The sequence below is a fragment of the Streptomyces sp. NPDC057474 genome, assembly GCF_042802555.1.
GTDB lineage: Bacteria > Actinomycetota > Actinomycetes > Streptomycetales > Streptomycetaceae > Streptomyces.
This window is the reverse complement of record NZ_JBHVDX010000247.1, coordinates 1-14,528: the sequence shown is the minus strand read 5'-3', so window position 1 is coordinate 14,528 and position 14,528 is coordinate 1. Positions and strand designations below refer to the sequence as shown.

10 protein-coding genes are annotated in these 14,528 nt (G+C 67.9%); 3 read left to right on the top strand and 7 right to left on the bottom strand.

Features of this window, described 5'->3' with window-relative positions:
* Positions 1–42 precede the first annotated feature (42 nt).
* From ACFU53_RS40835 to ACFU53_RS40815, 5 genes are all read right to left on the bottom strand, one after another.
* Complete coding sequence (locus ACFU53_RS40835; RefSeq protein ID WP_384004586.1) at positions 43–351, bottom strand: hypothetical protein; 309 nt, start codon at positions 349–351, stop codon at positions 43–45.
* 139 nt (positions 352–490) lie between these two features.
* Entirely contained in the window at positions 491–817 is a 327-nt protein-coding gene (locus tag ACFU53_RS40830; protein WP_384004584.1) for a hypothetical protein, read from the bottom strand.
* 788 nt (positions 818–1,605) lie between these two features.
* The gene (locus ACFU53_RS40825) at positions 1,606–3,126 is read right to left on the bottom strand and encodes an RICIN domain-containing protein (protein WP_384004582.1); all 1,521 of its coding nucleotides are present in this window, start codon (positions 3,124–3,126) and stop codon (positions 1,606–1,608) included.
* A 620-nt stretch (positions 3,127–3,746) separates the two neighbouring features.
* Positions 3,747–5,423: an FG-GAP-like repeat-containing protein gene (locus ACFU53_RS40820; protein WP_384004580.1), complete on the bottom strand. Its 1,677-nt coding sequence runs from the start codon at positions 5,421–5,423 to the stop codon at positions 3,747–3,749.
* A 62-nt stretch (positions 5,424–5,485) separates the two neighbouring features.
* Positions 5,486–6,211: a hypothetical protein gene (locus tag ACFU53_RS40815; RefSeq protein WP_384004578.1), complete on the bottom strand. Its 726-nt coding sequence runs from the start codon at positions 6,209–6,211 to the stop codon at positions 5,486–5,488.
* Between the two features lie 399 nt (positions 6,212–6,610).
* Between ACFU53_RS40815 and ACFU53_RS40810 the strand changes: the two genes are divergently transcribed.
* Together ACFU53_RS40810 and ACFU53_RS40805 are read left to right on the top strand one after the other, a co-directional pair.
* Positions 6,611–7,720 carry a hypothetical protein gene (locus ACFU53_RS40810; RefSeq protein ID WP_384004576.1) on the top strand — a complete coding sequence of 370 codons (1,110 nt, stop codon included), beginning with the start codon at positions 6,611–6,613 and terminating at the stop codon, positions 7,718–7,720.
* Between the two features lie 30 nt (positions 7,721–7,750).
* Positions 7,751–8,284 (top strand): hypothetical protein, encoded by a 534-nt coding sequence (locus tag ACFU53_RS40805; protein WP_384004574.1) that lies wholly within the window; start codon positions 7,751–7,753, stop codon positions 8,282–8,284.
* 52 nt (positions 8,285–8,336) lie between these two features.
* Here the strand turns inward: ACFU53_RS40805 and ACFU53_RS40800 are convergent, their stop codons facing one another.
* Positions 8,337–9,875: an RICIN domain-containing protein gene (locus tag ACFU53_RS40800; protein ID WP_384004572.1), complete on the bottom strand. Its 1,539-nt coding sequence runs from the start codon at positions 9,873–9,875 to the stop codon at positions 8,337–8,339.
* Between the two features lie 1,089 nt (positions 9,876–10,964).
* Between ACFU53_RS40800 and ACFU53_RS40795 the strand changes: the two genes are divergently transcribed.
* Positions 10,965–12,017 (top strand): hypothetical protein, encoded by a 1,053-nt coding sequence (locus ACFU53_RS40795; RefSeq protein ID WP_384004570.1) that lies wholly within the window; start codon positions 10,965–10,967, stop codon positions 12,015–12,017.
* Between the two features lie 1,133 nt (positions 12,018–13,150).
* Here the strand turns inward: ACFU53_RS40795 and ACFU53_RS40790 are convergent.
* A complete protein-coding gene (locus tag ACFU53_RS40790; RefSeq protein ID WP_384004568.1) occupies positions 13,151–14,239 on the bottom strand; it encodes an alkene reductase in 1,089 nt (362 codons plus the stop codon).
* Positions 14,240–14,528: the final 289 nt, after the last annotated feature.

Sequence of the window (14,528 nt, the reverse complement as noted above, 5' to 3'; positions counted from 1 at the left end):
GGGCCCGTCAGCAAGCTGACGGGCCCTCATGCAAGATCGAGGTTAAAGGATGGCGATGTGGAACGGCTGCCCCGACTCCTTGCCGCTCTTGCCGGTCAGGACCTCCACGGTGTGTGCGTCCAGAATTCTGGTGAACACCTCGGTTCCCCAGTTCGCCCCGCTTTCAGGGGTGACCTGCACCGCGCCGTCGGTGACGTCGACGGTCTCGGCGATGATCACCTTGTATGTGCCGCCGTCAGTGCCGACTTTCTCCGCGCGCAGGACGTTTTTCGTCTTCAGCACGGTCCCATCGCGGGCCACGACGGCAGCGGCGCGGGCGTAGGGGGCGTAGATCGGCTTGGCATCAGCCATGGCAAGTCCTCTGAGGTGTTGTCTTGAGGGGCATATGTCTCGTGTCGTGGCCGACCGGGTGAGATCGGAGCACGAAGCAGGTGGAAGCATTCGCCACTGGGAACGTTGGCGGACCTAGCTGGTAAGGAGCTGATGATGATCAGGCCACGATCACGGTAAAGGAGCTATTTACGCGGGCAGCACCCGCGTATGTCATCACGCCGAAGGTGTGCGGGTCACCGCCCGTATCGTGGAGGTTGACGTAAATCTGGCCAGGGACGGACGAGTCGGTGCGGCCGATCAGACAGACCACCGGCACGCCTTTCTCTAGGTCGATGCCCTTGCTGACCCTCACGACGTAGCTACCGTCGGCAATCCGTCGGACTTCGGCGACGCCTTGGGCCCGTACGATGGTGCCGTCCTCATTGACTACGGCCGCGGCCTGGGCGTAGGGAGCGTTGGCCGGCGGATAGGACGGGGTACTCATAGCTCGTTCCTCTTTCTTTCGCGGCTGAGGCATGCGCCGGAGCGGGTTGGCGCATTGGGTGTGACTGGCCTGTTCGTCCGGGGGGGGACTCGGTTGTACGGGCGCGCGCGCTGTTGCCGCTGTTGTTCGTTTGAATCACGGGCGTCACGGTGTGCGCTGACGACCTCTGTGCCGTGGACCGGGGGCACAGGAATCGGCTGGTCCGGATCTGGCTGTGGGCGCTGAGGGCAGTCGGTGCCGGACCACCACGACGACGAGCAGAGGTGATCACCATGGTGTTCAACAACACGCTCGCCTTTTGCCGGCCAGAGCGCGGGGTTCTTCTCCCTGACCAACGGTGCCCGGACCTAGCCGGGCGGGCGTCGACTTCGAGGACGCCGAGGACGGGCGTACAACGACACGAGCACGAGCCTGTCCGCCGATGCGATGCACGGAACCTCCTCCCGCGTGTAAGTCGTGCAGGAGCGTCACCCGAAGCACGCACCATCATGGCTTCCTCAACTCCTTCATCCGGACCGCCCAGACAGCAGCCGCACAGGGGTATGTCCAGGGTCTCGGCTCGGTCTGCACGGCCGCGTCCGAAGGCTTGAGGCAATCGAGCGGAAGGATGGCGAACAGCACTGGCCCCCAGAAGCACGAAGTCCTGCAGAGCAAGCCGAAGAGAAGCGGCTACACCAAGGTCCCAAGAGCCCCGAGACACCCAAAGCGACCCTCGACGACCCGTCCGGCTCCCAGAAGCACTTTTCCGTGAAAGGGCAACGACGGTCGCGCCCCTGCCCCTTCACGCGTCACACGGGGAGCAGCTGCCACTGCCGGCCCCGGCAGTGGCCGTCCGTCCCGTCCTGCCTGATCGCCGCACGGGCGTTGGTGTCGGCTTGCAGCAGCAGACCGCTGTTGCGATTCGCGATCTCGTACACCTGCGGCGGGGCATCTGTCGCTGAGCCCACCGGGATCAGCCTCCACTGCTGATGATGCGCATCATCCCCCTCGTAGGCGCGCTGCGCGATCACCGCACCGGGCCACTCCTGCCCGCCGACGACCTCCAGGGCCTTGCCGCTGCGCACGTTGTCGATCCGGTACAGTGCTTCGCCGTTGTCCTGGCCCACCACGACCAGCCGCCACCGCTGGTGGCTCCTGGGAACGGGGAGGGCCTGGTGGATCTCCGTCCCGTCCTTGGTGGACTCACGCGCGACCGCGATCCGCAGCCTGCTGCGGACGTTGGCCCAGCTGACCACGGTGCCGGACTTGGGCAGCCTTGGGGAGTCGATCTTCCTGATCCGGTTGTTGATGTGATCGGCGATGTAGAGAGTGCCGATACTGTCCAGGGCGAGTCCGAGCGGGCTGTTCAGCTGGGCCGAGGAGGCCGGCCCGTCGTCTCCGCCGAAGTCCGCGGCGCCTGTGCCGGTGACCGTGCTGATCTTTCCGTCGGCCGTGACCTTACGGACCCGGTGGTTGTACTGGTCGCAGATGTAGAGGCAGCCGCTGCTGTCCACCGCCACTGCCGCGGGGCAGTTCAGCTGCGTCGCGTCCGCCGCGCCGCCGTCACCGCCGAATTTCGCCTCGCCGGTTCCGGCAACCGTGCTGATCGTCCCGTCGGCCGCGACCTTCCGGACCCGGTGGTTACCGGCGTCGGCGATGTAGACGGCGCCTGCGCCGTCCACCGCCACTGCGTGTGGGCTGTTCAGCTGGGCCGACTCCGCGGCGTCACCGTCTCCTGCGGAACCCGCCTCACCGGTCCCCGCGAAGTTCCTGATGTTCCCGTCCGGGGTGATCTTCCGAATCCGGTGGTTGTTGTGGTCGGCGATGTAGACGGTACCGGTGCTGTCCACGGCGACACCGTACGGACGATCCAGTTCGGCGGCGGTGGCGAGCGCGCCGTCACCGCTGGATCCCGCGGTGCCTGTGCCGGCGAACGTGCTGATCGTCCCGTCCGTCGCGATCTTCCGGACCCGGTGGTTGCCGGCATCCGCAATGTAGACGGCGCCTGTGCTGTCCACCGCCACCCCGCGCGGGTAGTTCAGGTGAGCCGAGACGGCAGGGCCTTCGTCGCCTCCGTAGTCCGCCTCCCCGCTGCCCGCGAGCGTGCTGATGTTCCCGTCCCTGGTGACCTTGCGGACCCGGTGGGTGCTGAACTCGGAGAAGTACAGGGTGCCGGCGCTGTCCAGCGCCACCCCGTAGGGGTGGGTCAACACAGCCGAGGCTGCAGGGCCTTCGTCATCACTGAAGCCCGCGTCTCCGGTCCCCGCGAAGGTGCTGATCGGCGGGCCGGTGTCCTCATCACCTGTAGCGGCCACGGTGGTAGTGCTCATCGTCATCCCTTCATCGTTCCGACCACTCACTAAAGGCGACTGGCATAGGCCAGCCAGTCACGGCCGGGGGCCGTACCGCCCGCACCGGCTACGGCCGGCATGCCTCCTCTCGCCGGACAGAGAAAGCGACCGCGCCGCCGGAGGGTGTGCTGTCCCCATGCTGGAGGCCAGCCAGACCTCATCCGGGCCTGCCGCGGGCAAACCCATCGATCAAGTGATCCGGTTGCATAAGCCCACCGAACGGTGCACCCAGCCCCGACACACGAGACCTCGGCAACGCAACGCGTGACCCGGCATGCGGGCCCTCGACTCCCCGCCCGGCCAACCCGGACCCGGCTGAGTCTTGGCGCGGTTCGCTCTGACACAAGCCGTGGGACGGTGAGGATGACACGCATGGTCCTGCACGCCGCGAACCTGGCCCACTACCCGCCGACGTCCAGACGCCGGCCGTGCAGCGCCTGGACGTCTCGGCCTTTCTCACGCCTCGCCATGGCCCGTTACTGCGGTTGCTCGGCGTGTGGCCTTGCAGGCGAAGCCCGGCCGCAGGTCGGATGGTGGTGGGCGGGTTTCAGCACCCCGATGGCGAGTCGCCGTGGTGTGGGGTGGAGGATTTTCCGACGTTATCGGGTGCGGAAGCGGCGGTACAGGTTTCGGGCCACGTACACGCCCGGGCCGCCGAAGCCGATGATGTCGACGCGTCCGTCGCCGGTGACGTCGGCGAGGAAGCGGGGGTGGCGGTCTACGCGCCAGCCGCCGGCGTTCTCGTTGTGCCCGAAGCCTCGGCACACCAGCTGGGCTTGCTCGAACCGGCCGTCGCCGCGGTTGTGCGACACCCAGACGCCCTCGTCGCCGAAGCCGACGATGTCCGGGGTGCCGTCGCCGGTGACGTCGGCGAGGAGCCGAAGGTGCTTCTCGCCCGTCCATCCCTGGGCGTGTCCGAAGTCGTTCAGGACCAGCTTGGCGGGCTCGAACGTGCCGTCGCCGCGCCCGCGTGCGGCGACGACGCCCTGCGGGCCGAAGCCGACGATGTCCACTGATCCGTCACCGGTGGTCGCGAGCAGGAAGCGGGGGTGCTCCTTGACCGAGCTCCACCCTTGGTCGGTCCCGAAGTCGTCGAGGATGTACAGAGGGTCGGCGAACGTGCCGTCCTCGTTTTGGAGGGAGATCCAGACGCCGTCGTCGTGGCAGCCGACGATGTCGAGCCTGCCGTCGCCGGTGGTGTCGGCGAGGAAGCGGGGGTGCTTGTCGGCAAGCCACCCGCCGGCCTGCTGGCCGTGGCCGAACGCCTTGAGGACCGGCTCGCCGCCCGCGGGCGGGAAGGTCCCGTCCTCTTCCTGGGGGGACACCTGGACACCGTCGGTGGCAAGCACGACGACGTCGGGCCTGCCGTCGCCCGTCAGGTCGACGAGGGTCCACAGGTCCGCGGGATGCGAGGAGGGCGCGGGTGGGTGCAGGACGCGTTCGTCGTCGTCGAACGTGCCGTCGCCCCTGCCGGACGACGTCACAGCCCCCTTCGCGGGCTTGAGCCCGACGATGTCCTTTCGCCCCTTCTCCGTGGTTGCGGCGAGGAACCGGTCACCGAGCCCGGCCCACCAGCCCGGTTGCCCGCTGGGAGAGTGGCTGGCCTTGTAACTCTTCCACCCGCCGGCGTCCTGGTCACTGCCGAACTGCTCGAGGACCAGCAGCATGTCGCTGAAACAGGGCGTCGCGCCGGGTGCTGGCCGCAGCGCGGTCGGGCGGGCCAGCCGCCAGGACCGGCGGCCGTTCCAGTGGTCCAGGGAGGCCCAGGGCAGCACGGGGTCGCTGACGCGCTCGGGCTCGGCCGCAACGAACCGCCACCGCTGGCTCTCCGCGCTGTCGTCGTGCTCGCGCAGGACGACCCGGGTGTCCTCCACGTCGTCCACAGCGGGGTCGGCGAGGTCGAGAACGGCGCCGTCGGTCGCCGCCTCGATGAAGTACAGGCCCGCTTCACCCTCGACGGGAATGAGGTGCCACTGCTGCTCCTTCTTGCCGGCGGCGGCGTCCCCCTGGCGGACGCTGTGGTCCGCGGCGCCCGGGTTGTCGAGCACCTTGCCGCTGGCCGCGTTGCGGATGACATACGCCTGTTGGGCCTGCGCTTGTCCGCCTTGCGCGGCCTGCACGGGGGCGAGTTGCCACTGCTCCGGGCTCGGGCCGTCATCGGGGAGGTCGCGGACGACGAGCGCCCCGTCCGCGTCCGGCGCGGGCTTGGCGCCGAGGGGCTTCCCCGTGGCGGCGTTGACGATCTCCAGCTTCAGTTCTTGCGTGGGCACGGACATCGTGGTGCCTCTTCCAGGCGGTCAGGCGTGGGCTCGGGACGGGTGCGGCGCGGCGGCCGCCATCACGTAAAGACGTGGTGGTACGGCACGTTCCACTCGTTGGGCAGCCGCGGGTAGAACGTGTTGATGACCGTCCCGGTGAAGTCCCCGCCCCAGTTGTAGGTGAGCCGCACCTCGCTGTCGCCCGTGACCGCGTGGTCCTTGAACCCGAGGATGGCGTCGGGGTGGGTGATCGGCACGAACGTGATCCCGCCCCACGGCGTCACCGTGACGACCCAGAGCTGCGTGTCCTCGGGCGCGCCGTTCTTCCCGCGCCACTTCTCGCCCACCTTGTCGGGCAGGCCGACCTGGACGGTGTCGGCCGTGTTCTTGGGGGCGTCCTGATGGACGGTGACGCGCCTGCGCTGCGGCTTGGGCAGGCCGTCGTCGCCCCGGCCGGCGTCGGCGTCAGCTGCGCCTGCGCCGGTGGGTTTGGGTGAGACCTGGCCGGCGGCGCTTTCGATGAAGTACAGCGGTCGCTGCCCGAAGAAGCCGGCGGGGGTGATGTACCAGAGGTGGCCCTTCGCCTCCTTGGTGTCCGGGTCCAGCGCGGTGGACAGTTTGACCCCCTTGTCGTGGCTCTCCTCCTTCAGTTCGGCCGGGCGCAGGTAGCCGCCGTTGAAGGCGTGGACGAGCATGACCGGCCGGTTCTCGACCAGCGCTGCCACGATCGCGTTGTCGTAGCTGTTCACCGCCACCGGGCCGCCGACGACCAGATTCGACATGGTCGTGCGCTCTTGGGTGTACATCGCGAAACCTCACCTGTCCTAAATGTGGAGAACAACGCGTCGGGCGCTCAATGCAGTCGCCTGGGTATTTTCCACAACTCAACCGCATGCAACCGGAACGACTGCGGAAATGACTGGATTGACGGGCATGAATACCCAAACCACGGTAACGGCCGAAGCCATGAAAACCACAGAAAGGGCCATTCGGAAAGTCATCATCCAGGTGATCGACAAGCCTCAAGCTACCCGGAAATCAGGGGAGTTGGGACAGTCGGCGAGTGTTTATCACTCGATTGAGCGCATGGCGCGGACACGTCTTCCCGGGCAACGGAGCCCGTGTTAGCTTCGCCTTTCGGAACACGCAGATTCTCGTTTACATTTCATCGAGTGCAATTCGGCCGGATTAGTCGAGGACGGGTAATGTCTTCCACCGCATACAACCTGGGACGGGCCAAGCGTCAGCCGCTGACGAAAAAGAACCTGCGGGAACTGAACATCAACATCGACGACGACCGGACCTGGTGGCCCCTCCTGGACCACCCGAACCTGGTCTACGTCGACGACTACGGCGTGCGGCACAAGCCCGTCGGGTTCTCCGTGAACAAGTCGAGCTTCGGCGCCTTCCCCGGGACCGCGTTCCAGCTGGGCTGGCTCGCCTACATGAACCTCGGGGAGCCGCTGATCGAGGAGCGGTGCGACATCAGCCAGCCTCCGCCCGACATGTTCTCCTCGCGCACCTACGTCAACCGCAGCCAGGCGTCCCCGATGACGTTCACCGACTCGGTCGACTTCACCGTCTCCAACGGGGTCACGTGGTCGCTTTCGGGGGAGGCCAAGCTCACCTTCGGCGGCAGCGTCAGCGCCCAGCTCCAGCTGATGCTGCAAAACCAGCTCAAGATGGACCTCCAGGCCCAGCTTCAGACACAGCTCCAGAACGAGATGGCGAACAAGAACGCCAACACGATGACCAACAAGAACAGCAAGGACAACGTCGGGGTGGACAACGCCAACGCCACCGAGACGGGCGTGCGGAACGCGGCGACAAACTCCGCGGCGGCCTCGGTGACGGACTCGGTGGCGTTCACGACCCAGGGCAGCGCCACCGGCAGCGCGACACTCAACGCCTCGCTGCTGCTGGGCATCTCGGGCTCCGTCGGCGGCTCCCTGAACACCAGCTGGGCCTCGAAATCGCAGATCTCCGGCCAGGTCCCGCCGGACTCCCGCGTGCAGACCATCGCCACGCAACGGCGCTGCCGCAGGCACTACTGCTACGAGATCCCGGTGACCTTCTCCGGCTTGATCGCGGTGAAGTACGACGTGCCGGTGCCGGTCTCTGCTCCCCCCCAGCCCGATGACTACCCGGGCCTCGACCAGGTGGTCGCCCGCCCCATCGGCGACATCGACCTGGCCGGCGGCGGCTTCCGCATGAAGGGACTGGCCGAGGTCGTCTCCGCCCTGGACGTCCACCACACGATGTTCGACGGCGAGAGCCTGACCGACAGCCAGCGAGCCCTGCACAAGCAGCCCTGACCGAGCGCACGACGACAAAGGGTGACGACCATGGTGTTCGGCAACATCTTCAACTCCGCGAACAACAGCGCGGGCCTCTTTTCGGTGACCGCCAATGAAGACAAGCCCCAACCGGCGGCGGGCGTCGACGACTTCGAGGACGTCGAGGACGACGCATACGACGACAAGAGCACGAGCCTGTACAACAACGCCATTCACGGCGCTTCCTTTCAGGCGAAGGTCGTACGCGAGCAGTCGCCCGAAGCGCGGGCCATGCTGGGCTTCCTCAGCTCCTTCATCCAGACCACCCAGCAATCGGCCGGTACGCAGGCCACGTACGCCCAGAACCCCGGCTCGGTATCCACGGCGGCGGCCGCCGGCATGCAGACGGCCAGTGAGACGGTGAAGAACGACCCAGGCCTGAAGAAGAACGAGGACCTGCAGAGCAAGCCCAATAAGAGCGACTACACCAAACCCCCCAAGGCGCCCGAGGCACCCAAGGCCGCGGAGCCCGGCAAGGCACCCCAGGCAAGCGCCGAGAAACCCCCCCGTTCCGAGGAACCTCCCCGTTCCAAGTCCGGGTAGAGCCCGGCTTTCCGTGGGGTCAGAGGCGGCCGCGCCCCTGACCCCACGCGCGTTACACGGGGAGCATCTGCCACTGCCGGTTCCGGTGGTCGCCCTCCGATCCGTGTTGCTTGATCACCGTGCGGGCGTTGGTGTCGACGTGCAGGAGCAGACCGCTGTTCCGGTTCGCGATCTCATACACCCGAGGGGTGCCGTTCACCGGGCCCACCGGGATCAGCCTCCACCGCTGGTGGTGTGCGACAGCACCCTCATGGGCACGCTGCGCCACCACCGCCCCTGGCGCCGTCCCCGCCCCGACGACCTCCAGGATTTTGCCGCTGCGCACGTTCTCGATCCTGTACAGGATGTCGCCGTTGTCGTGACCCACCGCGACCAGCCGCCACTGCTGGTGATCCCTGGAGGCGGCGAGGGTTTGGTGGACTTCGGCTCCGTCCTTGGTGGACTCACGCACGACCCCCATCCGCAATTTGCTGCGGACATTGGCCCAAGAAGCGACCGTGCCCGAATCGGGCAGCCCGGCCATCCTCGCCGACACGACCCTCCGGACCCGGTGGTTTTCCAGGTCTGCGATGTAGAGGGTGTCGACGCAGTCCACGGCGAGCCCGTGCGGGGATTTCAACGGGGCCGAGGTTGCCGGGACGCCGTCACCGCCGTACGTCGGCACGCCCGTGCCCGCGACCGTGCTGATCTTCTTGTCGGCCGTCACCTTTCGAACCCGGTGATTGTTGCAGTCGGCGATGTAGAGGGCGCCCGCGCTGTCCACCACCACCGCCATGGGGGCGTGCAACGGGGCCGAGGTCGCCGGGACGCCGTCAGCGCCGAAGGTCGCGGCGCCCGTGCCCGCGACCGTGCTGATCTTCCCGTCGGTCATGGTGACCTTCCGGACCCGGTGGTTGGCGTAGTCGGCGATGTAGAGGTCGCCAGCACTGTCCACCGCCACTCCGGTCGGGTGATTCAACGGGGCCCTGGTTGCCGGGACGTCGTCAGCGCCGTAAGTCGCGGCGCCCGTGCCCGCGACTGTTTTGATCTTCCCGTCGGTCATGGTGACCTTCCGGACCCGGTGGTTGGCGTAGTCGGCGATGTAGAGGTCGCCAGCACTGTCCACCGCCACCCCCATCGGGAGGTTCAGCCGGGCAGCGGTGGCGAGGATGCCATCACGGTCGGTGCCTGGGGCGCCCGTGCCGGCGATCGTGTTGATCTTCCCATCGGCCCACGTGATCTTCCGGATCCGGTGGTTGGCCTGGTCGGCGATGTAGAGGTCGCCCGCGCTGTCCACCGCCACCGCGCGCGGGTTGTTCAACTCGGCCGAGACGGCGGGGCCGCCGTCTCCCCCGGGTCCCGCGACCCCGGTACCCGCGACCGTACTGATCTTTCCGTCAGTCGTGATCTTCCGGACCCGATGGTTGAAGAAGTCGGCGATGTAGAGGGTGCCGGCGCTGTCCACCACGAGCCCGATCGGACCGTTCAACTGAGCCGAAACAGCACGCTCATTCTCCCCTTGGGGCTGCCCCGGGACCCCGCTCCCCGCGACCGTGCTGATCGGAGGGTCGAATTGCTCGTCACCTGTGGCTGCCGCCTGGGCAGTGCTCATCGTCATCCCCTTCACCGTTCACCGTTTACCGACCGCCCACTACTGACGGCTGGAGGTTGACTGCAGGAAGGTCACAGGAGTGTCGGAGCGACGAGCTCACTTGCGTGATGTTCCCTGTGGGGCACGTTGGCGAGACACCACACCGGATCGGTAGCAGCCCCCGCCAGCGCCCGGACGTGGAAACCGCTCGACCGCGGCAGCGGCTTGGATCGGCCCGACGCGCTGTGGGAGCCGGTGGCAGCCGACGGCTCGCCACGACACGCCATCACCGAGCGTGAAAATGCGGGCAGCTCCCTTCCACCCGTCCAAGCCGCGATCCCCCTTGCGAGAAGACTCCCTGCAAGGGAGATGCTGGCAGTCCAGCAGGTCAGGCAAACAGCGCAAGCATCACCCAAACCGACGACTCAGTCCCAAAGGAGACGTTTAGTGCTGGAGCGGTGCGCTCGTTCCTTGCCTCCAGCACAGTCCGCCGGCCCACCGAATGACCTGAAAGAACTCGCCCACACGGGTTATCTCATCCCGCACGCGGACTTCGCGCTGCGGTGGACGGCACCGGTCGAACGTGAACCGGGCGTGGTCGAAGTCCGAGCGGGCTCGGGCGCACCCGCTCGACCTCCTGGTGGCGCAGCGCTTCGACCAGTACTTCGCTGAGTGCTTGGCGAAGTTGGGGCGGGCGGCAGCGACTTCCTGCTCGTGAACCAGCCGCTCGGGCGCGCGCCGACGGCGGCGGGGAAGGTGTTCCACTTCTGTCGCTGCGGGCGAACCGAGACGCGGGGTGGGCCCACACATGGGGCGTCGGACGTTCGGCAGCAACCTCTAGGCGCGAAGAGCGTGCCAACCGGGCACGGCCGCGGGCGCGCGAAGCTGCAACCAGTGCACTTGGGCGAGGGGTGCCCTCGTCGGCCATAGAGGGCGGTGAGGGGCGCTGTACAGAGGTGCGTTGAGGGATGCCGCCGGCGCCCGGCGGCTGCTGACGCTCCGTCATGAAGACGTCGCCGAGCCTAACGAGTGATTACGCAGGGTAATTGACCCTGTACATGTGGTGATATTCCCTGGTCGGAGAACCGGGGCGAACGGGAGGGGAAGAGTATGACGATTCCTTCGACTCCGGGCATGACCTGGGGCGACGTGGCTTCGCTCGGCGGGCAGCTGACTGGCAATCCGGCGGTGGCGCCCTCGTCGGACGGCCGCCTGGAGGTGTTCATCAGGCACCGCGCCGACAACGCGCCGTCGACCAGCCATCAGCAGACGTGGGGTGGCTGGTCCGACTGGGAGAAGCTGGGCAGCGGCGCCTTGTCCGGCGATCCGTCCGCTCTGCGGACGGCTGCGCGGCGCATCGGGGTGTTCTTCCGCAACGGCCAGGGCGACCTCGAGCACCCCTGGCAGACGGTCATCAACGGCACCTACGGCCCGGGGAAGACGCTGGTGACCCATATCGGGGGCGACCCGGTCCCTGGGCTGAACGCCGACGGGCGCCCGGAGGCATTCTTCCGGGGCACCGACGGCGCCCTGTGGCATGTGTGGGAGACCGCCAAATCCGGCTACGGCAACTGGACCGACCCGGGCAGCCTGGGCGGCTCCCCGGCCGGAGACCCGGCAGTGGCGACAGACGCCCGCGGCCGCCTTCAGGTGTTCTTCCGCGGCACCGACGGTCATCTGTGGGTCGCCCGCCAGCGGGACGCCAACAGCAGCGGCTGGGACAGCCCCGTGAGCATCGTGCAGAACATCGGCGGCGACCCGGTCGTCGCCAAGAACGCCGACCGACGCCTGGAAGTGTTCTTCCGCGGCACCGACAACGCCCTGTGGCACCTGCCCCAGACCGACGACTACAACGGGTGGACCACGCTGATCAGCCTCGGCGGCACCCTCACCGGAAACCCGGCCGCCGCCCAGGCCGCCGATGGCCGGCTCGCCGCCTTCCACTGGGGCGACGGCCACCTGTGGGGCTGCGAGCAGACCGTCATCAACGGCACCGCCTGGAGCGCCCACGAACAGATCGCACAGAACATCGGCGGCGAACCCGTCGTCGAGGCCGACGGCCACGGACGCCTGCACGTGTTCTTCCACGGCACAGACCACGCCGTCTGGTACATCGCCCAGCAGTTCGGCCAGTCTGCCCCGGGCTACGCGGTGTCCCCCTGACACCAGCTCCCATTAAGGCCGCATCCGGCTCTGGACGATCGGCAGCGTTAGCGCTGCCCAGGATTCTACGACTGCCGCGGCAGTCGTAGACCGCGAGTGCCAGATCCTTCACCGCAGCTCGGGCACGTTCGGCATCCAAGCCGTCATCAAGGGCCTCCAACGCGGCGGCCGCCGACACCCGAACGGAACGGGGCAGGCCGTCGTAGGCGGAGAGCCGGTACGCGACGGTGCGACGGGCCTCTTGTTCCTTATCGCTCGCCCCATCAGTGGTGAGTGGCAAGACCGCAGCCTCGTACATCGCGATGCTCAGGAGGACCACGTCGGCGATCCCTTCGGCTGCCGTCGCCCGCCGCCCGGACGGAAGTCCGCGCGGGCCGGGGACGGACAAGCATTCCGAATCCCGCGCCCAGGCCGACGGCACCCGCGCCCAGGAGGGCGCCCGACCAGTCGGCCACGAGGAAGCCGAGGCAGGCTCCGCTACCCACCACGCAGCACCGCGATGGTCATCACGTACACGCGGGTCCTGAGCGGGGTCGTCATGGCCAGCAGTATGCCCACGCCTTGGGGGTGCGGCCCGGGCCCTCGTGTCGTTGGCGAGCGGAGTTGTACGTCGCTCGCCGGGCGATGCGCAGTCACTCGGGTGGCGGACAGTGCGGGTGGAAGGGATGGGAGGTGACATGGACGCTGCCGGAGCCGATGCTGACCACCCCCGTGTCCGTGCCCGATCTGCGGCCCGGCAGTGCTGCGGAGCCGAAATTATGGATGGGGTTTCGTCCTGTCCGTTGTCCGCTGCGGGCATGGGGCAGGGCCCTCCGGCGTGAAGGGCCCTGGACCAGTGGTGGCGTCGGTTCTGCCAGCCGCAACCCGACGCGGTCGCGAACGCGTCCTCCAAGCTTTCGATGTTGCCCTGCGAGGCGATGCGGAGGTCACCGTGTCCGGGATCGCCCGCGCCGCGAGCGCCGCCCGTCGCGGCCTCAAGTTCTTCTCTCAGCTGCTGGTTCTGCAAGGTGATCCGCCGGATGTGGCAGGCGGCGAGTGCCGCCACCAGGCACATAGGTTAGGACCAGAGGGACTTCGGTGGCCTGACACGCCGCGTCTTGCCTCCGCACTCGCCGGCGATGACCTTTTTCAGTTCACGCGCTGTCGGCGGGCAGCGTCGGGTAGTCGGTGTAGCCGCTGTGGTCGCCGCCGTAGAAGGTGGCCGCATCGGGGGTGTTGTAGGGACCGTCGGCTGCAAGGCGGGCGGGCAGGTCCGGGTTGGCCAGGAACAGCGCGCCGAAGGCGATGATGTCCGCGGTGCCGTCCTCGATGCGGGCGAGAGCGCCGGGGCCGGTGGTCTCGGGGTGAGTGAAGGGGTTGAGGATGAACGCAGTCGGCCAGTCCTTGCGCAGCCGGGCGGTCAGGCCGCGGTCCGGGCTCTCGACCAGGTGCAGGTAGGCGAGGTCCAGCCGGCCGAGTCCGGCGATCAGGGTGGCGTAGGTCTCCAGCACGTCCGCCGGGTCGGTCTCGGCGATGTCGTTGTAGGGGTTGCCGGGAGAGATACGGAAGCCGGTCCGGCGGCCGCCGATCGCCTCCGCGACGGCCGTGGCGACCTCGATACCGAAGCGGACCCGGTCCGCGGCGCCACCTCCCCAGCTGTCGGTGCGCAGATTGGTATTGGGGGCGAGGAACTGGTGGATCAGGTAGCCGTTCGCCCCGTGGATCTCCACGCCGTCGAAACCGGCGGCTATCGCGTTGCGCGCGGCGTCGGCGTAGTCGGCGATCGTCTGGGCGATGTCGTCCTGATCCAGTTCCTTCGGCGTGACGTAGTCCTGGGGGCCCTGGTACGTGAACACCTGACCCGCCGCCGCGACGGAGGAGGGGGCGACGGGGAGGAGTCCGTGGGGCAGCAGGCTGGGGTGGCTGATCCGGCCGGTGTGCATGAGCTGCGCGAAGATCGTGCCGCCCTGGGCGTGGACGGCGTCGGTCACCTTCCGCCAGGCGTCGACCTGCTGGGCGGAGTGCAAGCCCGGGGTGTTGGTGTAGCCCTGGCCGCCCACCGACGGCTGGATGCCCTCGGTGATGATCAGGCCGGCGCTCGCACGCTGGGCGTAATAGGTAGCCATCAGCTCCGTCGCCGTGGCGGCAGGAGCGTCGGCGCGACTGCGGGTCATCGGCGCCATCGCGATGCGATTGGCGAGCGTCTTGCCGCTCAGGTCGATCGGGTCAAACGCGGTGGTCATGGCAGCTTCCTTCGGAGAACGGGTCGAGTAAAAGAGGCAGGCGGCAGCATGGGCCTGGCGGGCTGTCGGGGAACTGGTGATCGGCAAAACAGAGACCTCAGCAACCCTCATGCCGCTGGTCAGAGGCACTTTCTGCTGTGCAGATCACCAGTCGGACGGCCTGCTTCACGAAGGCGCGGGCCTAGTTGAGCGGGACGTCCGCGACGGCCTTGAGGTGGCTGAACGTCTCGAGGGAGTACCGGCCGTGGTAGCGGCCCATGCCGCTTTCGCCGACGCCGCCGAAAGGCAG